The 22,884-nt window shown below is 73.1% G+C and carries 26 protein-coding genes; 15 read left to right on the top strand and 11 right to left on the bottom strand.

The window, feature by feature from the left end; genetic code table 11:
- Positions 1-143: 143 nt before the first annotated feature.
- Together dapB and OCU29_RS03035 are read left to right on the top strand one after the other, a co-directional pair.
- A complete protein-coding gene (dapB, locus tag OCU29_RS03030) occupies positions 144-890 on the top strand; it encodes a 4-hydroxy-tetrahydrodipicolinate reductase (RefSeq protein WP_246305657.1) in 747 nt (248 codons plus the stop codon).
- A 158-nt stretch (positions 891-1,048) separates the two neighbouring features.
- Positions 1,049-2,755, top strand: coding sequence for a M4 family metallopeptidase (locus tag OCU29_RS03035; protein ID WP_261818733.1), 1,707 nt, complete (start codon positions 1,049-1,051; stop codon positions 2,753-2,755).
- Between the two features lie 79 nt (positions 2,756-2,834).
- Here the strand turns inward: OCU29_RS03035 and OCU29_RS03040 are convergent, their stop codons facing one another.
- From OCU29_RS03040 to OCU29_RS03055, 4 genes are all read right to left on the bottom strand, one after another.
- A complete protein-coding gene (locus tag OCU29_RS03040) occupies positions 2,835-3,146 on the bottom strand; it encodes an AzlD domain-containing protein (RefSeq protein WP_261818734.1) in 312 nt (103 codons plus the stop codon).
- Positions 3,143-3,880, bottom strand: a complete 738-nt coding sequence (locus tag OCU29_RS03045; RefSeq protein ID WP_261818735.1) for an AzlC family ABC transporter permease — start codon at positions 3,878-3,880, stop codon at positions 3,143-3,145. The genes OCU29_RS03040 and OCU29_RS03045 overlap by 4 nt, the downstream gene beginning before the upstream one ends.
- 10 nt (positions 3,881-3,890) lie before the next feature.
- A complete protein-coding gene (locus tag OCU29_RS03050; protein WP_179616033.1) occupies positions 3,891-4,091 on the bottom strand; it encodes a hypothetical protein in 201 nt (66 codons plus the stop codon).
- 114 nt (positions 4,092-4,205) lie between these two features.
- Positions 4,206-4,760, bottom strand: a complete 555-nt coding sequence (locus tag OCU29_RS03055) for a GNAT family N-acetyltransferase (protein ID WP_261818736.1) — start codon at positions 4,758-4,760, stop codon at positions 4,206-4,208.
- A gap of 61 nt (positions 4,761-4,821) precedes the next feature.
- Between OCU29_RS03055 and OCU29_RS03060 the strand changes: the two genes are divergently transcribed.
- Complete coding sequence (locus tag OCU29_RS03060; protein WP_179616035.1) at positions 4,822-5,829, top strand: aldo/keto reductase family protein; 1,008 nt, start codon at positions 4,822-4,824, stop codon at positions 5,827-5,829.
- Here OCU29_RS03060 and OCU29_RS03065 read toward each other — a convergent pair.
- Positions 5,803-6,666 (bottom strand): hypothetical protein, encoded by an 864-nt coding sequence (locus OCU29_RS03065; protein WP_261818737.1) that lies wholly within the window; start codon positions 6,664-6,666, stop codon positions 5,803-5,805. The genes OCU29_RS03060 and OCU29_RS03065 overlap by 27 nt on opposite strands.
- A 9-nt stretch (positions 6,667-6,675) precedes the next feature.
- Entirely contained in the window at positions 6,676-7,281 is a 606-nt protein-coding gene (locus tag OCU29_RS03070) for a DUF3043 domain-containing protein (protein ID WP_261818738.1), read from the bottom strand.
- Between the two features lie 192 nt (positions 7,282-7,473).
- On the opposite strand from OCU29_RS03070, the gene OCU29_RS03075 reads away from it, so the two are divergent.
- The 5 genes from OCU29_RS03075 (at position 7,474) to OCU29_RS03095 (ending at position 11,458) form a co-directional block, all read left to right on the top strand.
- Positions 7,474-8,256 (top strand): PspA/IM30 family protein, encoded by a 783-nt coding sequence (locus OCU29_RS03075; RefSeq protein WP_179616037.1) that lies wholly within the window; start codon positions 7,474-7,476, stop codon positions 8,254-8,256.
- Positions 8,253-8,531, top strand: a complete 279-nt coding sequence (locus OCU29_RS03080) for a hypothetical protein (protein ID WP_179616038.1) — start codon at positions 8,253-8,255, stop codon at positions 8,529-8,531. The genes OCU29_RS03075 and OCU29_RS03080 overlap by 4 nt, the downstream gene beginning before the upstream one ends.
- A gap of 43 nt (positions 8,532-8,574) precedes the next feature.
- Positions 8,575-9,498 (top strand): zinc metalloprotease HtpX, encoded by a 924-nt coding sequence (htpX, locus tag OCU29_RS03085; RefSeq protein ID WP_179616039.1) that lies wholly within the window; start codon positions 8,575-8,577, stop codon positions 9,496-9,498.
- Between the two features lie 7 nt (positions 9,499-9,505).
- A complete protein-coding gene (locus tag OCU29_RS03090) occupies positions 9,506-10,084 on the top strand; it encodes a hypothetical protein (RefSeq protein ID WP_179616040.1) in 579 nt (192 codons plus the stop codon).
- Positions 10,085-10,213: 129 nt separating this feature from the next.
- Entirely contained in the window at positions 10,214-11,458 is a 1,245-nt protein-coding gene (locus OCU29_RS03095) for a GAF domain-containing sensor histidine kinase (protein ID WP_261818739.1), read from the top strand.
- Between the two features lie 101 nt (positions 11,459-11,559).
- Here the strand turns inward: OCU29_RS03095 and nadA are convergent, their stop codons facing one another.
- Together nadA and OCU29_RS03105 are read right to left on the bottom strand one after the other, a co-directional pair.
- On the bottom strand, positions 11,560-12,744 hold the full coding sequence (gene nadA / locus OCU29_RS03100) for a quinolinate synthase NadA (RefSeq protein WP_261818740.1): 1,185 nt from the start codon (positions 12,742-12,744) through the stop codon (positions 11,560-11,562).
- 22 nt (positions 12,745-12,766) lie between these two features.
- A complete protein-coding gene (locus OCU29_RS03105) occupies positions 12,767-13,660 on the bottom strand; it encodes a GNAT family N-acetyltransferase (RefSeq protein ID WP_261818741.1) in 894 nt (297 codons plus the stop codon).
- Positions 13,661-13,710: 50 nt separating this feature from the next.
- Between OCU29_RS03105 and OCU29_RS03110 the strand changes: the two genes are divergently transcribed.
- Together OCU29_RS03110 and erpA are read left to right on the top strand one after the other, a co-directional pair.
- Complete coding sequence (locus OCU29_RS03110; RefSeq protein ID WP_261818742.1) at positions 13,711-14,802, top strand: glycerate kinase; 1,092 nt, start codon at positions 13,711-13,713, stop codon at positions 14,800-14,802.
- A 103-nt stretch (positions 14,803-14,905) separates the two neighbouring features.
- Positions 14,906-15,268 carry an iron-sulfur cluster insertion protein ErpA gene (erpA, locus tag OCU29_RS03115; RefSeq protein WP_218876335.1) on the top strand — a complete coding sequence of 121 codons (363 nt, stop codon included), beginning with the start codon at positions 14,906-14,908 and terminating at the stop codon, positions 15,266-15,268.
- Between the two features lie 324 nt (positions 15,269-15,592).
- Here erpA and OCU29_RS03120 read toward each other — a convergent pair whose 3' ends face one another.
- Complete coding sequence (locus tag OCU29_RS03120) at positions 15,593-15,904, bottom strand: hypothetical protein (RefSeq protein WP_261818743.1); 312 nt, start codon at positions 15,902-15,904, stop codon at positions 15,593-15,595.
- A gap of 150 nt (positions 15,905-16,054) precedes the next feature.
- Here OCU29_RS03120 and OCU29_RS03125 point away from each other — a divergent pair, with 150 nt between their 5' ends.
- Positions 16,055-16,996, top strand: a complete 942-nt coding sequence (locus OCU29_RS03125) for a carbohydrate kinase family protein (protein WP_179617431.1) — start codon at positions 16,055-16,057, stop codon at positions 16,994-16,996.
- On the opposite strand, the gene OCU29_RS03130 is transcribed toward OCU29_RS03125, so the two are convergent.
- Both OCU29_RS03130 and OCU29_RS03135 read right to left on the bottom strand, forming a co-directional pair.
- Entirely contained in the window at positions 16,993-17,235 is a 243-nt protein-coding gene (locus OCU29_RS03130; protein ID WP_261818744.1) for a sulfurtransferase TusA family protein, read from the bottom strand. The two genes, OCU29_RS03125 and OCU29_RS03130, sit on opposite strands and share 4 nt — an antisense overlap.
- Complete coding sequence (locus OCU29_RS03135) at positions 17,232-18,371, bottom strand: aminotransferase class V-fold PLP-dependent enzyme (RefSeq protein ID WP_261818745.1); 1,140 nt, start codon at positions 18,369-18,371, stop codon at positions 17,232-17,234. The genes OCU29_RS03130 and OCU29_RS03135 overlap by 4 nt, the downstream gene beginning before the upstream one ends.
- Positions 18,372-18,464: 93 nt before the next feature.
- Between OCU29_RS03135 and coxB the strand changes: the two genes are divergently transcribed.
- The 4 genes from coxB (at position 18,465) to OCU29_RS03155 (ending at position 22,873) form a co-directional block, all read left to right on the top strand.
- Positions 18,465-19,397 carry a cytochrome c oxidase subunit II gene (gene coxB, locus OCU29_RS03140; protein WP_261818746.1) on the top strand — a complete coding sequence of 311 codons (933 nt, stop codon included), beginning with the start codon at positions 18,465-18,467 and terminating at the stop codon, positions 19,395-19,397.
- Positions 19,398-19,441: 44 nt separating this feature from the next.
- Positions 19,442-21,148 (top strand): cytochrome c oxidase subunit I, encoded by a 1,707-nt coding sequence (ctaD, locus tag OCU29_RS03145; RefSeq protein ID WP_179617434.1) that lies wholly within the window; start codon positions 19,442-19,444, stop codon positions 21,146-21,148.
- Complete coding sequence (locus OCU29_RS03150) at positions 21,148-21,564, top strand: cytochrome c oxidase subunit 4 (RefSeq protein WP_179616044.1); 417 nt, start codon at positions 21,148-21,150, stop codon at positions 21,562-21,564. Before ctaD ends, OCU29_RS03150 begins: the two co-directional genes overlap by 1 nt.
- A 91-nt stretch (positions 21,565-21,655) precedes the next feature.
- Positions 21,656-22,873, top strand: coding sequence for an Ig-like domain-containing protein (locus OCU29_RS03155; RefSeq protein WP_261818747.1), 1,218 nt, complete (start codon positions 21,656-21,658; stop codon positions 22,871-22,873).
- Positions 22,874-22,884 lie beyond the last annotated feature (11 nt).

Here is a 22,884-nt window from a genome sequence, read left to right on the forward strand (position 1 = left end):
AGAAACTCCGCCTCCCGTGTCGCGGAGGTCCCCCCTGGACGCTCCCCGCGTGTCGCGGAGCACGTGTGGGAGGCTGGGTGATCGTGACGGACGACGTGCGTGGGCAGGGTGGCCGGGGCGACGAGAGCGGCCCCGAGGACGGGCTGGCGGTGGGCGTGCTGGGTGCCCGCGGCAAGGTCGGGCGCGAGGTGTGCCGGGCGGTCGAGGCGGCCGCCGACACCCGTCTGGTCGCCGAGATCGACGTCGACGACGACCTGGAGGCCCTGGTGCGCTCCGGGGCCCGGGCGGTGGTGGACTTCACCCACCCCGACGTGGTCATGGACAACCTGGAGTTCTGCGTCTCCCACGGCATCCACGCCGTCGTCGGCACCACCGGCTTCGACGAGTCGCGGCTGCGGACGCTGCGGGGCTGGTTGGCCGACTCGCCCGGCACCGGCGTGCTCATCGCCCCGAACTTCTCGATCGGCGCGGTGCTGATGATGCGCTTCGCGGCCGCGGCCGCGCCGTTCTACGAGTCGGTCGAGATCGTCGAGCTGCACCACCCCGACAAGGCCGACGCGCCGTCGGGCACCGCACGGCACACCGCCGAGCTGGTCGCGGCCGCCCGCCGCGAGGCGGGGTGCGCCCCGGTGCCCGACGCCACCTCGACCGCCCTCGAGGGGGCCCGCGGCGCCGACGTCGAGGGCATCCGGGTGCACGGGCTGCGCATCCGCGGGCTGGTCGCCCACCAGGAGGTCGTGCTGGGCGGGGTGGGGGAGACCCTCACCATCCGCCACGACTCGCTCGACCGTGCCTCCTTCACCCCCGGGGTGCTGACCGGCCTGCGTGCCATCGCCTCGCGACCGGGCCTGACCGTGGGCCTGGAGCACCTGCTCGACCTCGACGTCTGAGCCGGGCCGCGCCGGTCGGCACCGTCTGCACCGGTCCGGCTCACCTTCCTGCAGCGCGAGAAGCTGAGGCACCCACACGGTTCCTCCGGCCCCCGGGCGTGCGACAGGGTCGGTGCCGCGGCGCCCGCTCGGAGGCGTCGCGGACGAGAGGGAACCGGATGAAGACCACGATGGGGCTGGCCACCGCCGCCGTCCTCGCCGTCGGCAGCCTCGGCGTCGCGACCGCAGCGACCAGCCAGGCAGCACCGACCGCGCCGACCACCACGACCGGCGCCACGACCGGCGCCACCACGTCGACCGCGTTGAGCGGCGTCCACGGGGCCGACGAGGCGCGCATCGCCGCGGCCGCCGTCGAGGCGCTGCGCGCCCATCCCCGCGCCGCCCGCGCCGGCGCCGGGCAGGAGGTCGAGGTGACCGACACCGTCGTCGACCCCGACGGCTCCACCCACGTGCGCATGGAGCGCACCTTCCGCGGCCTGCGGGTCCTCGGTGGCGACCTGGTCGTGCACCGGGGCGCCGGCGCCGCCCAGGACGCCGACGGCGCCGAGGGTGCCGCGTGGGAGGGCGTCTCGCAGACCCTCGACGCCCCGCTCGCGCTGGGCACCACGCCCACGCTCGGCGCCGACGCCGCCGGCGCCCGCGCGCTGGCGCCGGCGAAGGAGCTGCGCGAGGTCGGCCGGCTCGAGCGGTCCGGCCGGCCCATCCTGGTGGTCGACGCCCACGGCACCGAGCCGGTGCTGGCCTGGGAGGTCGTGGCCACCGGGGTGCGCGAGGACGGGACCCCCAGCCGCCTGGCCAGCTACGTCGACGCCCGCACCGGCCGGGTGCTGCGCCGCGAGGAGCAGATCCACACCGCCGACGGGCAGGGGGAGTCCCTCTACAGCGGCACCGTGCCGCTGCAGGTGACCCAGAAGGGCTCGGCGTACGAGCTGCGCGACGCCACCCGGGGCGGCAGCTACACCACCGACATGGGCGGGGCCACCGACGGCTTCGCCTGCTCGGCCTTCGGGTGGGGGTGCAAGAGCGGCACCATCGTGACCAGCCCCAGCACGACGTTCGGTGACGGCACCAACGCCGACCCCGACACCGCCGCGGCCGACGCCCAGTACGGCACCGCGGTGACCTGGGACTACTTCAAGGGCGAGCACGGCCGCGACGGGATCTTCGGCGACGGCTCGGGCTCCTACAACCGGGTGCACTACGGCCGCGACTACGTCAACGCCTTCTGGGACGGCCAGAAGATGACCTACGGCGACGGCGACGGCGTGAACTACGGTCCGCTGGTCTCCCTCGACGTCGCCGGTCACGAGATGACCCACGGCATCACCCAGAACACCGCGAACCTGACCTACTCGGGGGAGTCGGGCGGCCTCAACGAGGCCACCTCCGACATCTTCGGCACGATGGTGGAGTTCCACGCCGCCAACAGCGAGGACCCGGGCGACTACCTGGTGGGTGAGGAGTTCGACCTGCGCAACGGCCGGGGCTTCCGCCGGATGGACAACCCCATCGCCGACGGCAAGTCGCCCAACTGCTGGTCGAGCAACACCAAGAACCTCGACGTCCACTACTCCTCGGGCGTGGGCAACCACTTCTTCTACCTGCTGGCCGAGGGCTCGGGCGCGAAGACGTTCGGGGGCGTGGCGCACAGCTCCACCACCTGCGACGGCTCGACCCTCACCGGCATCGGTCGCGAGGCGGCCGCCGACATCTGGTTCCGGGCGCTGAACGTCTACATGACCTCCGGCACCACCTACGCCCAGGCCCGCACCGCGACGATCGACGCGGCCACGGACCTCTACGGCGCGGGCAGCACCCAGGTGGGCGCCGTGGCCGCCGCCTGGAGCGCGGTCTCCGTCTCCTGACCCCGTGACGTGCCGGCGCGCGCCCGTGGGGGCGGGCGCCGGCACGTGGGACGTACAGGCGCTCTCGAGGCGCGGGGGCTCAGCCCACGAGCAGGCGCAGCACGGCGGCGGTCGCGGCCGCCCCGGCCACCACCAGCAGGAAGGGCGCCCGCAGCACCAGCAGCCCGACCGCGGCCCCCAGCCCAGCGGCCCGGGCGTCCAGGACCAGCCGCTGGTCGGTCGAGGCCACCTGCACCGCGACCAGCGCGGCCAGGAGCGCCACGGGTACCAGGTCGGCGGTACGGCGCACCCAGCCCCGGTCCAGCACCGAGGTCGGCACCGCGAGGCCGGCCAGCTTGAGCAGGTAGCAGCCGACGCCACCGGCGAGGACGGCCAGCCACAGCCCGCTCACCGGGCCGCCCCGTCCGTCGGGGCGCCGCCGCGCACCGCGGCGAGCGCCCCGGCGAGCAGCGCCACGCCGCCGGCGGCCAGCACGGGCACGCCGGCAGCGGTCAGGGGCACCAGCCCGAGAGCGGCACCGGCGGCCAGCACGGCCACGGCCCGGTGCAGCGGGTCGGACAGACGGGGCCACAGCAGGGCCAGGAAGGCCGCGCCCACCGCGGCGTCGAGCCCGAAGGTCCTCGGGTCGCCGAGGACCGTGCCCCCGACGGCGCCCAGCAGGGTGAAGAGGTTCCACAGCACGAAGATGCCGCCCCCGGTGACCAGGAAGCCCAGCCTGGCCTGGGCGGTGGTCGGCCGGGTCACCGACATCGCGGTGGACTCGTCGATGAGCAGGTGGGCCGCCAGCACCCGCCGACGACCGCGCCAGCCCAGCAGCGGCCCCAGGCGCAGGCCGTAGAGGGTGTTGCGGGTGCCCAGCAGCCAGGCGGTCGCCGCTGCCGAGAGCGGCGCACCGCCGGAGGCGACGACCCCCACGAGCGCGAACTGCGAGGCGCCGGTGAACATCACCAGCGACAGCACGCAGGTCTGGGCGACCGAGAGGCCGGAGGCGACCGAGACGGCGCCGAACGAGACGCCGTACGTGCCGGTGGCCAGGGCGACGCCGAGGCTGTCGCGCACCACGGCCCGGCGGGCGTCGGCGTCCGGCGGGGCCGGGGAAGAGGACGGGGGGAGCGGACCGGTCACGCCCGGGACTCTAGGCCTGGTGCGGCTCCTGCGGCTGGGTGCCGTCGGCCAGCAGCGCCAGCAGCGCGCCGGTGCCGGCGCCGGCCAGCAGCCCGAGCGTCGCGGGCAGGGCGGCGGTGTCGAGAGCCACGAAGAGACCGGTCAGGGCGCCGAGGGCGACGAGGAGGCCAATGAGGAACGAGCGGTGCATCCGGGGAAGCGGTCCGAGCATGAGAGGTCCTTCGATCCGGTGCGGCCACGGTGGCCGCGTCCATCCTCTTCACCTCTACCCCGCCCGCTCACGGGCAATCCCGCCCGAAGAGGTGGTCCTGGGTGGAGCCGGGCGTCAGGACAGGTCGGTGTGCAGGCGCACCTGCTTGAGGGTGACCGCGCCGGTGCCGTCGAGGTCGAGCTCGCGGTGCGCGCCGTCGCTGTCCCACCCGGCGCCGACCAGGAAGGCACGGGTGGCGTCGTCGGTGGCCACCAGCCAGGTGACGGCCCGGGTGAACCGGTCGGCCCGCAGCGTGTCGACGGCCGCCTGCTGCAGCCGCGAGCCGTGGCCCTTGCGACGCTCGTCGGGGTCGAGGACCAGCTCGGTCAGCTCGCCGTCGGAGACCGGGTCGCAGTCGGGGTCGGTCGCGGGCGTGGTGATCGCGAACCCGACCACGCGGTTGCGCTCCAACGCGACCAGCGTGCGGTGCCGGGCGTCGGCAGGGCGCGCCAGCGCCTGGGCCCAGGCGGCGGTGACGGCCTCCAGCGCCTCGGGGCCCGAGGGCAGCGACTCCGCCGGCACCAGGCCGTCGTACATCACCGGCCAGGCGCGCAGCTGGAGCGCGGCGACGGCCGCGGCGTCCTCGGCCCAGGCCACGCGCACGGACACGTCGGCTGTCGGGCTGCTCATGCCCACGATCCTCTCAGGCGGGGGAGGAGAGGGGTGAGGCGGCGTGGGTAGTGTCGCCGGCATGGAGATCCGCAACCTCGGAAAGAGTGGCCTGAAGGTCTCGGCCATCTCGTACGGCAACTGGCTCACCCACGGTTCCCAGGTCGAGGAGGACGCCGCCACCGCGTGCGTGCGTCGCGCCCTCGACGAGGGCATCACCACCTTCGACACCGCCGACGTCTACGCCAACACGGCCGCGGAGACGGTCCTGGGCAAGGCCCTGGCCGGCGAGCGCCGCGAGGGCCTGGAGATCTTCACCAAGGTCTACTGGCCCACCGGTCCCGGGGCGCACAACGACCACGGCCTGTCGCGCAAGCACATCATGGAGTCGATCGACGCCTCGCTGCGTCGCCTGCAGACCGACCACGTCGACCTCTACCAGGCCCACCGCTACGACCACGAGACGCCGCTGGAGGAGACGATGGAGGCCTTCGCCGACGTCGTGCGCGCCGGCAAGGCGCACTACATCGGGGTCTCGGAGTGGCGTGCGGAGGAGATCCGCGAGGCCCACGCGCTGGCGCGCGAGCTGCACATCCCGCTGGTCTCGAACCAGCCGCAGTACAACCTGCTGTGGCGGGTGATCGAGTCGGAGGTGGTGCCTGCCTGCGAGGAGCTCGGCATGGGCCAGGTCGTCTGGTCGCCGATCGCCCAGGGCGTGCTGACCGGCAAGTACCGCGTCGGCCAGGAGCACCCGGCCGGCTCGCGGGCCACCGACGAGAAGGGCGGCGACAAGATGATCAGCCGCTGGCTGCAGGACGACGTGCTGCGCCGCGTCGAGCTGCTCGAGCCGCTCGCCGAGCAGGCCGGGCTGTCGATGGCCCAGCTCGCCGTGGCCTGGGTGCTGCAGAACCCCAACGTCTCGTCGGCGATCATCGGTGCCAGCCGGCCCGAGCAGGTCACCGACAACGTCAAGGCCGCCGGGGTGCGCCTCGACGACGACCTGATGGCCGCCATCGACGAGGCCGTCGCGCCGGTCGTCGAGCGCGACCCGGCGAAGACGACCTCACCGGCTCGGCGCGAGTTCGGCTGAGCCGGCCCCCGTGGGGCGGTGCGGCCGGGCCAGGTCCGCCGCGCGGCCCAGCCGCACCGCTCCCCAGGTCGAGAGCACCAGACCGAGCAGCACCACCCACCACCAGCCCGGGCGCACCGTGTCACCCAGCAGCGCCACGCCGACGGCGGCGGGCACGAACGTCTGCCCGACGTTCATCGGGGCGGTGGCCGAGGACACCGACGCCCGGTCCATGCCCAGCGAGTAGAGCCAGAAGGCCACCAGGCTGAAGGCCGGCACCGCCAGCGCGCACACCACCGCCCAGGCGCCCAACGGCAGCTCCACGCCGCGCACCGCCACGGCCGAGCCGGCGTAGCCCAGGCCCGCGAGCGTGCCGAGCCCGGCCGCCCCGACGCGGTGGCGCAGCGCGCTGGCCAGGCCCAGCAGGGCCGCGCCCGCCACCAGGGACAGCGCCAGCGCCGGCTCGGCGCGTGCCGCGCCGGCGCTGCCGGAGCCCGCCGCCAGCAGCACCAGGCCCAGCACCACGAGACCCACCGAGCCCCAGTGGGCGCGCCCCAGCGGCTCCTCGACGTGGCGCTGGGCCAGCGCCGCCACCGGCAGCGCCATCGCGACCGTGGCCTGGGCCAGGTAGAGCGGCAGCAGCCAGATCGCCGCGGCGTGCAGCACGAACCCGCCGAGGTAGGCGCTCAGCACCAGCCAGGTCCAGGGGTCGCGCACCGAGCGCGCGACGAAGGCGCCGAGGTGGACCGGCGGGGTGGGGTGGCGTCGTACGCCGTGGGCCTGCGCGACCGCGCCGACACCGAACAGCACGGCCCCGAGGAGTCCTGCGGCCAGTCCGCCGAGCTCGAGCGGGCCCACGACCCCGGCCTAGCGGTAGTGCTCGGGCAGGGTCTGCCCGATCTTGACCTGCGTCTTCGGCAGGCGCATGAAGCGCATCTGCATCGCGCGGGTGATGGCGTAGTAGGTGGTGCCCTTGTGCGACTCGTCGGGGAAGCGCGCGGTCAGCTCGCGGCGCAGCCGGAAGCGCAGCAGCACCATGTCCATGACCACCAGCAGCATCGTGAGCAGCAGGACCGAGCTGCCGAAGCTGGCCAGGCCCGGGTTGCCGGAGTAGCTCAGCACCATCGTCACCAGCAGGATCGGGATCATCAGCTCGACGAAGGAGAAGCGGGCGTCGACGAAGTCACGGGTGAAGCGGCGCACCGGGCCCTTGTCGCGCGCCATCAGGTAGCGCTCCTCGCCGGCCTTCATCCCGGCCTTGACCCGCGCCGTCGACTCGCCCCGCGCCGAGCGCTGGGCCTGGGCGATCTCACGACGGGTGCGCGGGGGCTTGGCCCGGGCCCGGGCCATCGCCTCGGCCTCCTTGCGCGTCGGGGTGGGTCGCCCCTTCGCGCCGGGGCGCTCGGACTCGGGGGCGCCGGTGGGGGACGCGGTGGTGTCCGCGACGGGCTCGCTCTTGCTGCGACGGAACAACGTGGGCCTTCTGGTGGGGGACGCCGTGGCGGCGTACGGGGCGTGGGGACTGGCCCTCCAGCCTACCGGCGAAGGGCCCCGACCCCCTCGCGGCACCTTGCCGTCCCGCCGTAGGGTGAGGTGAGGGTCGTCGGCGCCGCCGGCGTCTCGACGACCGACGCCCAGACCGACCGGAAGAGGGACCGCACCACCATGAGCCTCTGGAAGCGCATGACCTTGATCTTCCGCTCGAAGGCCAACACGGCCCTCGACCGTGCCGAGGACCCCCGCGAGACCCTCGACTACAGCTACCAGCGCCAGCTGGACCTGCTCTCGAAGGTGCGCCGCGGCGTCGCCGACGTCGCCACCTCGCGCAAGCGGGTCGAGCTGCAGATGAACCAGCTGCAGCAGCAGTCCGACAAGCTCCAGGCCCAGGCCCAGAAGGCGATCTCGGTCGACCGCGAGGACCTGGCCCGCGAGGCGCTGACCCGCAAGTCGGCGCTGAGCCAGCAGATCGAGGACCTGCGCACCCAGCACGCGCAGCTGCAGGGCGAGGAGGAGAAGCTCACCCTGGCCCAGCAGCGCCTGCAGGCCAAGGTCGAGTCCTTCCGCACCCGCAAGGAGACGATCAAGGCGACGTACACCGCCGCCGAGGCCCAGACCCGCATCAACGAGGCCATGTCGGGCATCGGCGAGGAGATGGGCGACGTGGGCCTGGCCATCCAGCGCGCCGAGGACAAGACGGCCAACATGCAGGCCCGCGCCGGCGCGATCGACGAGCTGATCGCCTCGGGCGCGCTCGACGACGCCAGCTCGCTCAACCGCGGCGACGACATCTCGCGCGAGCTCGACGCAATGAGCAGCCACTCCGACGTCGAGGCCGAGCTGGCCCGGCTCAAGGGCTCCTCGCAGCCCTCGGCGATCGAGGGCGGCGACATCCTCAGCCCCGAGGCCGAGAAGGCCGCGGAGCAGGAGCGCCCGGAGGGCCGGTCGTGATCGTCCGGATCCTCGGCGAGGGTCAGCTCGACCTGCCCGACGAGGCGCTGGAGCGGCTCAACGCGCTCGACGCGAAGGTCGAGGCCGCGGTCGAGGCCGGCGACGAGACCGCCTTCGCGTCCGCCCTGGCGGGGCTGCTCGACGCGGTGCGCGCCGAGGCATCGCCCCACGAGCTCGACAGCCTCGACGAGTCCGACCTGATCCTGCCGCCGGCCGACGCCACGATGGCCGAGGTCGCGCAGATGCTCTCCGACGACGGGCTCCTCCCCGGCTGAGCCTGCCGCGGGCCCGCTTGGCGCCACAGGGGAGGATGAGGACATGGCACGCACCCGTTTCGTCGGCGACGCCGGGCTGACCGCCCGGATGACGCTGGTCATGTTCCTGCTCGGCCTGCTGTTCGTCGTGCTGGTCGGCTCCCTGATGGCGATCTTCGCGCAGAGCTCGCCGGGCATCGCGGTGCTCATCGGCCTGGCCGGCATCGGCGTCGCGGTCTACCAGTGGTGGAGCAGCGACACCGTGGCCATGAAGGCCATGCGGGCACGCGAGGTGAGCCCGGAGCAGGCGCCCGAGCTGCACGGCATGATCGACCGCCTCTGCGCGATGGCCGACATGCCCAAGCCCCGGGTCGGCGTGGCCGACTCCCGCATCCCCAACGCCTTCGCCACCGGCCGGTCGCCGGACCGCTCGGTCGTGGTCGTCACCACCGGCATCATGCAGACCCTGAACGCCGAGGAGCTCGAGGGCGTGCTCGCCCACGAGCTGTCCCACGTCGCCCACCGCGACGTGCTGGTCATGACCGTGGCCTCCTCGGCCGGCATCGCCGCCGGGATGCTCACCTCGGGCGCCCGCTACGGGATGCTCTTCGGCGGCAACCGCCGTGACAACAACAACGCGCTCCCGGTGTGGCTGCTGGTCCTGCTGGTCAGCGTCGTCGTCTACGCCGTCAGCTTCGTGCTGCTCAAGCTGCTCTCGCGCTACCGCGAGATGGCCGCCGACCGGGCGGGGGCGTACCTGACGATGAAGCCCCAGGCCCTGGCCTCGGCGCTGCAGAAGATCACCGGCGAGATGGACTCGGTCCCGCAGAAGGACCTGCGCGCCAGCGCCGCCATGAACGCCTTCTTCATCGCCCCGGCGATCAAGGGGGTCTCGATGCGCAGCCTCACCTCCACCCACCCCAGCCTCGAGCAGCGGCTCGAGCAGCTGGCGAAGATCCAGGCCGAGCTCGGCCGTCCGACGGGCTGAGGCGGCCGTGGGCTTCCTCGACTCCATCCTGGGCCGCAGCCGGCCCAAGCAGGCCGACCTCGACGCGCTGTTCCTCGTGCCGAGCGCGGCCATCACCCTCCAGGCGTCGCTGGGGCTGCGGCCGACCGGGCGCGGCTCGGTCTGCTACCGCGCCGCCGGGGGAGCGGCCTTCGCCGAGACCGAGGCCGACATCCTCACCCTGCTGCGCGACGCCCCCGACGCCCCCGAGGTGAGCACCAGCCACGACGAGTTCGGCTACACGTGGCTGGTGGTCGACGACGACCCCGACGACGTGGCCGGGCTGTGCACCGACCTGCACGCCGTCAACACGACGCTGGAGGCGCAGGGCTTCGGCCCCGGGCTGCTGTGCTCGCTGGTGCCCTTCGAGGACGCCGCCGGACGGCGGGTGGGTCTGGTCTACCTCTACAAGCAGGGCACCTTCTACCCCTTCGCGCCGCAGCCGGGTGGGGCGCACCAGCGCGACAGCCTGCTCGAGATCAACCTGCGCGAGACGCTGAGCGGCGAGCTGCCGGTGGAGCAGCAGACCTCGCGGTGGCTGGCCCTGTGGGGCGCCCCCGGCCTCTAGCCGGCGGCTGCCCGACCCTGCCTGCGGGTTCGCCTGCGGGCGCTCAGGAACCGTCCCTAGACTGGCGCCCGTCCCGGCTGTGGCGCCCCTTCGTGCCCCCGAGCCACTGCCGGACCACAGGAGGAACGTGTGCTGAGCCCACTGGGCCCGCTGGTCGACCAGGCCACCGTCGAGGTGGACCGCCGACGCGTGGTGGAGATCGACCGCTACCAGGTGCTGCTCGACCCGCCGCGCAGCGACCTGGTCGCGCTGGTCGACATCGCAGCCCAGGTGGCCGACGTCCCGCTCGCCACGATCAACCTCATCACCGACGTCTCGCAGCACCAGATCGCCACCAAGGGCTTCGACGCCTCGGTGTGCTCGCGCGAGGACTCGATGTGCAACGTGGTGCTGCACGAGGGCGCCCCGGTCGTGGTGGCCGACGCCTCGAAGGACCCCCGCTTCGCCGACAACCCGTTCGTGACGGGGGAGATCGGCGAGGTCCGCTTCTACGCCACCCACCAGCTGGTCAGCCCGCAGGGCGTGGTCATCGGCACCCTGTGCGTCTTCGACACCGTCGCCCGGGAGATCACCGACGACCAGGAGCGCGCACTCGTGGAGCTGGCCGAGCGGGTGGTCGACCTGCTCGAGCTCGAGCTGCGCACCCGCGAGCTGGCGGCCTCCGTGGCCGAGCTCGAGCGCGCCCGCGACGAGCTGCAGCGCTCCAACAGCCAGCTCACGGCCTTCGCCGGCCAGGTCAGCCACGACCTGCGCAACCCGCTGACGACGGTGCGGATGTCGCTGTCGATGCTCGCCGAGGAGTCCGAGGAGGGTGCGCCCGACCCGGCGACCAGCACCTACCTGCTCTCGCGCGCCGAGCGGGGCACCGAGCGGATGCAGGCCCTCATCGACGACCTGCTGGCCTACGCCCGCATCGGCGGGCGGATCGCCAGCAAGCCCGTCGACCTGGGGCTCGTGGCGGCCGCCGTGCGCGACGACCTCGCCGAGGCGCTGAGCGGGGCCACGCTCGAGGTCGGCGAGCTGCCGGTCGTCACGGGCGACCCGGTGCAGCTGCGCGCGGTGCTGCAGAACCTGGTGGCCAACGCCGCGAAGTTCGTGCCCGCCGGTGAGACCGCGCGCATCCGCGTCGCCTCGCGCCGGGTCGAGGCGGGCTGGCGCATCGAGGTCGTCGACCACGGCCTGGGGATCGCGCCCGAGGACCGCGAGCGGGTCTTCGAGCCGCTCACGCGCACCCACGAGCAGGTACCCGGCTCGGGCATCGGCCTGGCCACCGTGCGCCGGGTCGTCGACGCGCACGCCGGCTCCATCGGCATCGAGGAGACCCCCGGGGGCGGTACGACCGTCTGGGTCGAGCTCCCGGCCCCGCCCGAGTAGTCCCGGCCGACCGGTCACTTCTGAACCATCGACCAGTCACCGCTGCCCCGACGTGGGTGCGAAAGTGACCGGTCGATGGTTCAGAAGTGACTGCTCGGCCGTCAGTCCTTGGCGGTCTTGCCGGGCAGGGCGAGCATCCGCTCGAGCGCGACCAGGGCCTGCTGCTCGGTGGCCGGGTCGACCTCGATCCGGTTGACGACGGTGCCGGCGACCAGCGACTCCAGCGCCCACACCAGGTGGGGCAGGTCGATGCGGTTCATCGTCGAGCAGTAGCAGACCGTGCGGTCGAGGAAGGCGATCGACTTGTCGGGGTGGCTGTCGGCGAGGCGCTTGACCAGGTTGAGCTCGGTGCCGATCGCCCACGACGACCCGGCCGGCGCGGCCTCGATCGTCTGGATGATGAACTCGGTGGACCCGACCAGGTCGGCCTTGAGCACGACCTCGTGGCGGCACTCGGGGTGCACCAGGATCTGGATCTCGGGGTCCTTGGCGCGCAGCTCGTCGACGACGTCGGGGGAGAAGCGGCCGTGCACCGAGCAGTGGCCCTTCCACAGGATCATCTTCGCGTCGCGCAGCTGCTCGGGGGTCAGGCCGCCGCTGGGGCGGTGCGGGTCCCAGACGACGCAGTCGTCGAGCGAGAGACCCATCTGCAGCACCGCGGTGTTGCGCCCGAGGTGCTGGTCGGGCAGGAACAGCACCTTGGCGCCGCCCTCGACGTCCGGCTTCTGGTCGTAGGCCCACTCCAGGGCGACCTCGGCGTTGCTGGAGGTGCAGACCACGCCGCCGTTGCGGCCGCAGAAGGCCTTGATGTCGGCGCTGGAGTTCATGTAGGTCACCGGGACGACGGCGTCCTGGATGCCCGCCTCGGCCATGGCGTCCCAGGCGGTCTCGACCTGCTGGAGACGGGCCATGTCGGCCATCGAGCAGCCGGCCGCGAGGTCGGGCAGCACGACCTGCTGGTCGGGGGAGGTGAGGATGTCGGCCGACTCGGCCATGAAGTGCACGCCGCAGAAGACGATGAACTCGGCGTCGGGACGGGCCGCGGCCTCCCGGGCGAGCTTGAAGGAGTCGCCGGTGACGTCGGCGAACTGGATGACCTCGTCGCGCTGGTAGTGGTGGCCCAGCACGAAGACGCGCTCGCCCAGCGCCTCTTTCGCCGCGCGGGCGCGCGCGACCAGGTCGGGGTCGGACGCCGCCGGCAGGTCACCGGGGCACTCGACCCCGCGCTCGGACTGCAGGTCGGTGCCACGGCCCAGCGGCAGCAGCGGGAGGTCGACGGTCGTCATGCCTCCATCGTAGGCGCCCCGCTCACAGCAGCGAGCCGTGGTGCAGGTAGGGCACCGGCGGGCGCATGCCGCGCAGCGCGAGGTAGCCGACCGTCCACACCTCCAGGCGCGCGGCCAGGCCGATGTCGAGGGCCCACTCGTTGGCGGCGGTGACGTGCCCGACCTCGGTCTGCGCCGGACCGTCGGCCAGCGCGGCCCACAGCAGCCGCCCCGCCGTACGACGGTTGGTCGCGGCGAGCAGCGCCACCGCGCCGTCGGGGTAGGCGTAGGCGTAGCCGGAGCCGGTGGAGGTCTCCGAGACCAGCAGCCGCGACTGCTCCACCAGCAGCGCGTGGTCGGGGCCGTGGGCGCTGCCACGCGCCTGGCGGTCCACCGAGTCGAGCAGGTCGACGTCGCCCGGGGTGCCCTCGCGGACCTTGTCGCCGGTGCCCAGCGGGATCGCCGAGCGGTCGACGGTGCCGCGCAGCACCATCTGGGGGTGCAGGGACAGCCCGGCCTGGCGGTAGACCCGCGCCGCCCGCGGGTCCGCCGAGCTGCAGATCATCCCGCGCAGCGCGCCGCGGCCGTGGTGCAGCGCCGCCGCGAGCAGCGGCTTGCCCGCGCCCCGGCCCTGGTGGCCCGGCCGGACGGCGTACGACGAGAGGATCCAGGTGCCCTCGCGCACCAGGGAGGTGGCGACCCCGACCATCCGTCCGTCCTCCTCCGCGACCCAGCAGCCACCCGGGTCGGTCCGCAGGAGGTGCTGGGTGCGCGCCTGCCACGAACGGCTGCGCCCCGGCTCGCGCGGCTCGGGGTCGGGCCAGGCCCGGGGCAGCGTGAGCCGGTCGAGGGCGTGGAAGCTCTCCGAGGTGACCTGCTCGGCCTCCGCCACGTCGGCGGGACGCATCGGGCGGATGGCGGCGGTCGGGCTGGGCACGCCCCCACCGTAGGGGCGGACCGGCGCGGGCCGCCTGCGAGGATGCGCGCATGCGAGTCCTCGTCGCCCCCGACAAGTTCGCCGGCACCCTCACCGCGGTCGAGGCCGCCGAGGCGATCGCCGCCGGCTGGCGTCGCCACGCCCCCGACGACGAGCTCGACCTGGCGCCGATGTCGGACGGCGGGCCCGGCTTCGTCGACGTGCTGCACGCGACCCTGGGCGGCGAGCTGCTGGTGGCCACCGTCGAGGGACCGCACGGCGAGGAGGTGCCGGCGACCGTGCTGCTGGTCGGCGACACCGCCTACGTCGAGAGCGCCCAGGCCTGCGGGCGCCAGCTCGTCACCGAGGGCGGGGCCGAGTTCGCCACCACCGTCGGCGTGGGCGAGCTGCTCGTGGCCGCGCTCGGCACCGGCGCCGCCACGGTCGTGGTCGGCCTGGGCGGGAGCGGCACCAACGACGGGGGAGCGGGCCTGCTCGACGCCCTCGGCGCCCGGCCCGACGCCGGCCAGCTCGACGGCGGGCCGGTCCTCTTCGGCGACCTGGGCCGGGTCGACCTGGCGCCCGCGCGCGCCCTGGTCGCAGGGCGACGGCTGGTGGCCGCCACCGACGTCGACAACCCCCTGACCGGGCTCTTCGGCGCCACCAAGACCTACGGCCCGCAGAAGGGCATCGGCGAGGACCGGATCGCCGAGGTCGACGGCTGGCTCGAGCAGCTGGCCGAGGCCACCGACCGGCGTACGTCGCTCGGCAAGGGCGCGGGGGCCGCCGGCGGCCTGGGCCACGCACTGCTGTGCCTGGGCGCGGTCCGCGAGCCCGGCATCGCCCTGGTCGCCGAGGCGGTCGGGCTGGCCTCCCGGGCGCGGGCCGCCGACCTCGTGGTGACCGGCGAGGGTGCCTTCGACTTCTCCAGCCGCTCGGGCAAGGTGCCCTACGGCGTCGCCGAGGTCGCGGGCGAGGCGCTGCGACCCTGCGTGGCCCTGGCCGGGCAGGTGCTCGTCGGCTCGCGCGAGATGCGCGCGCTCGGCGTGGAGTCGGCGTACTCGCTGGTCGACCTCGTCGGTGAGCAGCGGGCCTTCGAGGACCCGGTCGGCAGCCTCGAGGCGCTCGCGGAGCGCGTCGCCCGGACGTGGTCGAGGGAATAACCCCGGGTGGCCTACCCTTGACCCAGGGACCGCTGCTCGTCGTCGACGTGCCGGCGGCCCGCACCAGACCACGCACCACGCAACCCATGTTGGGAGCACAGACATGACCGAGCAGGTGGAGACCACTCCTGAGCGTCGCACCGACAGCATCAACCTGAGCCCGGTGGCGGCCGAGAAGGTGCAGAGCCTGCTGAGCCAGGAGGGCCGCGACGACCTCGCGCTGCGCATCTCCGTCCAGCCCGGTGGCTGCTCGGGCCTGCGCTACCAGCTCTTCTTCGACGAGCGCACCCTCGACGGCGACGTCGTCACCGACTTCGACGGCGTCAGCGTCGTCGTCGACCGGATGAGCGTGCCCTACCTCAACGGCGCGATGATCGACTTCGTCGACACCATCGAGAAGCAGGGCTTCACGATCGACAACCCCAACGCCACCGGCTCCTGCGCCTGCGGCGACAGCTTCAACTGAGCAAGGACGCGCCAGTGACGAGGACGCGCCAGCGGACTCGTCGTCGGTGGTCGAGCAAGGCGCACGGCTGAGCCTGCGAAGCCGTGACCGCCGTGTCGAGACCCGGTGACGGGCGGGACCACCCCAGCCACGGCCTCAGCACCAAGACGCACAGCAACAACGAAGCCCCCGGACCGACCAGGTCCGGGGGCTTTGTCGTACGTCAGGGGCGCGGGGCCAGGTTGCTGAGGACCTCACGGGGTCTCGACACGCGGACCGCGGCTTCGTTCCTCAGCCGCGCCGCTTGCTCGACCTGGACCGAGCGACGTCCGCTCCGCGACCGTCTCAGTCCAAGTGCAGCGACAGCGCGTTGGCCAGCCGCTGGGCGGCCTCGCCGACCTCGATGTCGCGCTTGCGCACCTCGCGCGGGAAGTCGTCGAAGCGGATGCTGGGGGCGGGGCGGCGTGCGGCCCGGGCCACCGAGGCGGCGGCAGCGGCCTCACGGCCCACCGCGAGGTGCAGGGCGCGGCCGGCGGCCTCGCAGTCGGCACCCATGTCGCTGACGCAGGCCAGGTCGTCGTAGGGCAGCCGGGTGCGGGAGTCGCGGGCGCCGACGGGGCCCGAGGAGGGCGTCGAGGAGGGAGTCGAGGGGGTCATGGTCGCGACGCTAGGGGCTACTGGGGGGTACTCCCAGCACTACCCGCAGGTAGTGTTCGCGCCGTGCCCGACACCACTTCTGCGCCCGTGACCGACGCCGTGCCCGGCGGACCGCTGCTGGTGGCCGGGTCGATCGCGACCGACCACCTGATGAGCTTCGCCGGCAGGTTCGAGGACTCGCTGGTGGTCGAGCAGCTGCACAAGCTGTCGGTCTCCTTCCTGGTCGACGACCTCGAGATCCGCCGCGGCGGGGTGGCGCCCAACATGTGCTTCGGGATGGCCCGCCTGGGCCTCTCCCCGGTGCTGGTCGGCTCGGCCGGCGAGGACTTCGCCGACTACCGCTCCTGGCTGGAGCGCCACGGTGTCGACTGCGACCACGTGCACATCTCGGAGACGCTGCACACCGCCCGCTTCGTGTGCACCACCGACTCCACGATGGCCCAGTTCGCCTCGTTCTACCCCGGTGCGATGAAGGAGGCGCGGCTCATCGAGCTGGCCCCCATCGTGGCCAGGGTCGGCCAGCCCTCGTTCGTGCTGATCGGCGCCGACGACCCCGACGGGATGCTGCGCCACACCCAGGAGTGCCTGCAGCGCGGCTACCCCTTCATCGCCGACCCCAGCCAGCAGCTGGCCTTCGGCGAGGGCGGCCTGATCCGCCAGCTCGTGGAGGGCGCCGCGATCCTCTTCAGCAACGAGTACGAGTCGCACCTGATCGAGCAGAAGACCGGCTGGTCCTCCGAGGACGTGCTGGCCAGGGTCGGCGTCCAGGTGACCACGCTGGGCGCCGAGGGCGTGCGGGTGTGCCGCGCGGGCGAGGAGGACATCGTGGTGCCGGCCGCCAAGAACGTCACCGCCGTGGAGCCGACGGGTGTCGGCGACGCGTTCCGCGCCGGCTACCTCGCCGCGACCGCGTGGGGCCTCGACCTGACCCGCAGCGCCCAGGTGGGCTGCGTGCTGGCGGCGTACGTCGTGGAGACCGTGGGCACCCAGGAGTACACCTTCACCCCCGAGCAGTTCCTGGGCCGCGTCGAGGAGTCGTACGGCGCCGAGGCGGCCGCCGACGTCGCCCCGCACCTGGCCTCGGTGCGCTAGGTCCTGCGCCGCACCAGGTAGCGCGGCACGCCGTCGTCGGCGGTGTCCTCGCCGACGTACTCCTGGTCGCGCATGCGGCACCAGGCGGGGACGTCGACGCGCGCGGCAGCGTCGTCGGCGACGACCGCCAGCACCGCGCCGACCTCGAGACCCGGCAGCGCCCGGGCGAGGTCGATGATCGGCAGCGGGCACAGCCGGCCGCGGCAGTCGAGCTCGAGCGCGACCGGTGCCGGGCTCACATGCCCACCCGGGCGCGCAGGTCGGCGACCACGCCGGGCAGCACCGCCAGCAGCCGCTCGACGTCGTCGGCACCGGTGTCGCGGTGCAGCGAGACGCGGGCGTTGCCGTGGGTGAGCGCGCCCATCGCGGCCAGCACGTGGCTGGGCTCGAACGACGACGAGGTGCAGGCCGAGCCGCTGGCCACCCCGAAGCCGTGCCGGTCGAGCTCGTGGACCAGCGCCTCGCCGTCGACGTAGAGGAACGAGAAGGTCACCAGGTGCGGCAGCCGCTCGACCGGGTCGCCGACCACGTCGACGTCGGGGATGGTCGCGACCCCCTCGCGCAACCGGTCGACCAGGGCGTGCTGACGGGCCGCGACCTCCGCGCGCTCGGCCTCCACCGCCTGCAGGGCCGCAGCGGCCGCCAGGGCCGCCGGCACGTTCTCGAAGCCGCTGGTGCGCTCGTCGACGCGGTCGTCGCCGGGGAAGGGCGAGGCCCAGCGGGCGCCCTTGCGCACCAGCAGGACCCCCACGCCGGGCGGGCCGCCCCACTTGTGGGCCGAGGCGGCGGCCGCGTCCCACCCGGTCGGCAGCGGCAGGCGACCCGCGCTGGCGCAGGCGTCGACGAAGAGCGGCACCCGGGCCTCCAGGCGCGCCGCGACCGCGGCGACGGGCTGGACCGTGCCGACCTCGTGGTTCGCGGCCTGCACCGCGACCACGGCGGTGGTGGGGGAGAGGAGGTCCTCGACCGCGTCGGGCGAGACCCGGCCGAGCCGGTCGACGGGGACCACGGCGCCTGGCTGGCCGCTGCGCCGGGCCGCCCACGCCGCGGCGTGCCCGACCGCGGAGTGCTCCACGGCACTGACCAGGGTGGCCTCGCGCCCGTCGGCACGGCCCTCGAGGAGGCCCAGCAGCCCGCGGTGGACGGCCTCGGTGCCGGAGCCGGTGAAGCTGACCTCCTCGCGGCGCACGCCCAGGCAGCCGGCGACCACCTCCCGGGCGTTGTCGAGCAGCAGCCGGGCGTCGCGACCGCTGTGGTGCAGCCGTCGCGGATCGCCCCAGCCCCGCTCGTGGGCCGCGGCGAGCACGTCGCGGGCGGCGGGGTGCAGCGGCTCCCCGGAGGCGGCGTCGAGGTCGACCGGCGCGGCATATGTCACAACCGCCACGGTAGGCCACCCTGTGCGCCCCGACCGGTGGCGGGCGGGGTACTCTGGCGCCAACTTCTGATCGCTTGAGAGGAAGGCTCGTTCGTGAGTCTGCAGCTCCCCCAGATGGCACCAGGACGTCGGTGGGCCACGGCCCGTCGTGCGGGCCTGGGCGCCACGCTCGGCCTCGGCCTCGTGCTGCTCGCCGGCTGTTCGTCGGAGTCCCGCGGTGAGTGGGAGCGCCTGGCCATGCCAGAGCCCATCACCGAGCAGGGCGAGGCCACCCTGAACCTGTGGCAGGGGGCGTGGATCGCTGCCCTCATCACCGGTGTCGTGGTCTGGGGCCTCATCGCCTGGGTCGTGGTGGCCTACCGCCGTCGCAGCGACGACGAGATCCCCGTCCAGACGCGCTACAACCTGCCGCTGGAGATCTTCTACACGGTCGCGCCGATCATGATGGTCGTGGTGTTCTTCGCCCACACCATCCGGGTCCAGGACATCGTGCTCGAGGAGTCCCCGGCCCCCGACAACATCGTCGAGGTCACCGCGCAGAAGTGGTCGTGGACCTTCAACCACGGTGTCGGCGCGGTCGACGTCGCGGCCAACGAGGACAACGAGGACGACGAGTACCCCTACGAGGGCTACGCCTACGTCGCCGGCACCCTGACCGACGTGCCCACCCTGGTGCTCCCCGTCGGGCAGACCACCCGCTTCAACCTGCACTCGCCCGACGTCATCCACGACTTCGGCGTGCCCGGCTTCCTCGTCAAGATGGACGTCATCCCCGGTCGGGTGAACTCCTTCGAGGTCACCCCCAAGACCGAGGGCACCTTCAAGGGCAAGTGCTACGAGCTCTGCGGTGCCTACCACTCGCGGATGCTGTTCAACGTCGACGTCGTCAGCGCCGAGGAGTACGACGCCCACGTCGCCTCGCTGGCCGCGGCCGGTGCCGAGTCGGCCCTGCCGATCCTGGGCGGCGACGACACCCGTACCCAGGTGGGCCTCGCGTCCGCCGAGACCGAGGGGGAGGGCCAGTGAGCGCCGCTTCGACGCCCGCCGCGGCCCGCAAGCCGCTGGGCCAGATGGTCGTCCGCATGCTGACGACCACCGATCACAAGCTGATCGGCAAGATGTACCTGGTCACCTCGTTCGCCTGGTTCCTCGTCGGCGGCGTGATGGCCCTGCTGATCCGTTCCGAGCTGGCCTACCCGGGCCAGCAGGTCGTCAACGAGGAGCTGTACAACCAGCTCTTCACGATGCACGGCACGATCATGCTGCTGCTCTTCGCGACCCCGCTGTTCTTCGGCTTCGCCAACGTGATCATGCCGATCCAGATCGGCTCGCCCGACGTGGCGTTCCCGCGGCTGAACATGTTCAGCTACTGGCTGTTCCTCTTCGGCGGCCTGATCGCCGCCTCCGGCTTCCTGACCCCGCAGGGTGCGGCCTCCTTCGGGTGGTTCGCCTACACCCCGCTCTCCGACGCCATCAACAGCCCCGGCGTCGGCGGCGACCTGTGGATCATGGGCCTGTGGATGGCCGGCCTGGGCTCGATCCTGGGTGCGGTCAACTTCATCACCACGATCATCTGCATGCGCGCGCCCGGCATGACCATGTTCCGGATGCCGCTGTTCGTGTGGAACACGCTGGTCACCAGCCTGCTCGTGCTCGTCGCCTTCCCGGTGCTGGCCGGCGCGCTGCTGTCCCTGGAGGCCGACCGCATCCTGGGCGCGCACGTCTTCGACACCGCCCACGGCGGCGCCATCCTGTGGCAGCACCTGTTCTGGTTCTTCGGCCACCCCGAGGTCTACATCATCGCGCTGCCGTTCTTCGGCATCGTGACCGAGATCTTCCCGGTCTTCAGCCGCAAGCCGCTCTTCGGCTACGTCGGCCTGGTCGGGGCGACGCTGGGCATCGCGATCCTCTCGGTCGCGGTGTGGGCGCACCACATGTTCGTCACCGGCGCGGTGGACCTGCCGTTCTTCTCGGGCATGACGTTCCTGATCGCGGTGCCGACCGGAGTGAAGTTCTTCAACTGGATCGGCACGATGTGGGGCGGCTCGCTGTCCTTCGACACCCCGATGCTGTGGTCGATCGGCTTCCTGACCACCTTCCTGTTCGGTGGCCTGACCGGCATCATCCTGGCCAGCCCGCCGCTGGACTTCCACGTCTCGGACTCCTACTTCGTGGTGGCCCACTTCCACTACGTGGTCTTCGGCACCGTGGTGTTCGCGATGTTCGCCGGCTTCTACTTCTGGTGGCCCAAGTTCACCGGGCGGATGCTCGACGAGCGGCTCGGCAAGCTGCACTTCTGGATCCTCTTCATCGGCTTCCACCTGACCTTCCTGGTCCAGCACTGGCTGGGTGTCGAGGGCATGCCGCGCCGCTACGCCGACTACCTGCCCGACGACGGGTTCACCCTGCTCAACCAGGTCTCCACGGTGGGTGCCTTCCTGCTGAGCCTGTCGATGCTGCCGTTCTTCTACAACGTGTGGGTCTCGCGCAACGCGCCGCTCGTCGAGGTCGACGACCCGTGGGGTTGGGGCCGCTCGCTGGAGTGGGCCACCTCGTGCCCGCCGCCGCGCCACAACTTCGTGACCATCCCGCGCATCCGCTCGGAGTCGCCGGCCTTCGACCTGCACCACCCGGAGATCGCCGCCATCGAGCTCGAGGAGAACGACGCGGCGCGCAACGGTGACTTCGCGGACGCCCCCGACATGGCCGGGCGCGAGCAGGTCGTCGGCGAGCGCACCGGCACCCGCACCAGCACCGACGAGGGGCAGGACAGCTGATGAAGGCCGAAGCGATGATCTTCGCGATCTGCACCGCGTTCCTGGTGCTGGTCACCCCGGCGTACTGGTTCATCACCAGCGCCGGCGACACCGGTGGCGACTGGACCGGCACGTCCGCGCTGACGATGACCACGCTGCTGACCATGATGGTCACCTTCTACCTCGGCTTCCACGCCAAGAAGATGGAGCCGCGGCCCGAGGACCGCAAGGACGCCGAGATCGCCGACGGCGCCGGCGAGCTGGGCTTCTTCCCGCCCTACTCGTGGTGGCCGCTGTGGGCGGCGCTGACCCTGGGCACGATCGTGCTCGGGCTGGCGATGACCGCCTGGTGGCTCGCCATCATCGGTGGCGTCCTGGGCGCCGTGGCCACCTCCGGGCTGGTCTACGAGTACTACCGCGGGGAGCACGCTCACTGAGCGGGCGCCCCACCCGGCTCCACCACGACGACTCCGCCGCCTCCGGGCCGCGGAGTCGTCGTGCGTCAGGAGCCCCCTTTACCCTGGCTGCATGACACCAGCGCTCACCGGTGCCTCCCGTCACCGCCGTCGTCTCGCGTCCCTGGCCGCCCTGGCACTCTCCCTGGGCGTGCTGAGCGCCTGCGAGGGCGACCCCGGGACCTCCGGCGAGCAGAGCGACGCCGTGGGCGGTGCCGGGGACTCCACGGCCGCGCAGGCGCCCCGGGTGGTGGTGCGCAGCAACGTGCGCAAGGGAGCCCAGGACGTGCCCGTCGACACCCTGCTCGAGGTGGGCGCCGACCACGGTGACCTGCTGGGCGTCGAGGTCTCCTCGCCGCAGGGACGGCTGCCCGGCCGCCGGCGCGACGACGGCACCTGGCGCGCCGCCGAGCGGCTCGAGCCGGGCACGGCGTACGTCGTGCGGGCACGGGTCAGCGGCCCGGACGGCCCCCAGGTGCGCGAACGTCGCTTCAGCACCGTCGAGCTGTCCCTGGCCCAGCAGACCTACGCCTCCGTCGCCCCGCTCGCCGGCGAGACCGTCGGGGTCGGGATGCCGGTCGTCGTGCAGTTCGACGTGCCGGTCACCGACCGCGCCGCCATGGAGCGCGAGATGCACGTCGAGGCCACCCCGGCCCAGGTCGGGAGCTGGCACTGGCTCAGCGACACCGAGGTGCACTACCGGCCCCGGGACTACTGGGAGGCCGGCAGCGAGGTCGTCGTCGACCTCGACGTCAACGGCGTCGACGCCGGGGGCGGGGTCTACGGCCAGGAGAGCCGCGAGGTGGCCTTCACGGTGGGGGAGTCCCACGTCTACCGGGTCGACGCCCAGGCCCACACCATGCAGGTGCTCGCCGACGGCGAGCTGCTGCGCACCATCCCGATCACCACCGGCAAGGCCGGCTTCACCACCCGCTCGGGCACCAAGGTGGTGATGGAGAAGTACGAGTCGAAGCGGATGGACTCCGAGACCGTCGGCATCGGGGGCGACGAGGCCTACGACATCGCCGACGTGCAGTGGGCGATGCGGCTGACGAGCTCGGGGGAGTTCATCCACGCAGCCCCCTGGTCGGTCGGCAGCCAGGGCAGCGCCAACGTCTCGCACGGGTGCACCGGCATGAGCACCGAGCAGGCCGCCTGGCTCTACGCCATGACGCGCCGCGGCGACGTGGTCGAGTACACCGGCACCGACCGGCCGATGACCCTCGACAACGGCTTCGGCGACTGGAACGCGACCTGGCGCGAGTACCGCGCCGGCTCCGCGCTCGGCTGAGACGCAGAAGG

The organism is Nocardioides sp. OK12, assembly GCF_024341885.1.
Lineage (GTDB): Bacteria > Actinomycetota > Actinomycetes > Propionibacteriales > Nocardioidaceae > Nocardioides > Nocardioides marinisabuli.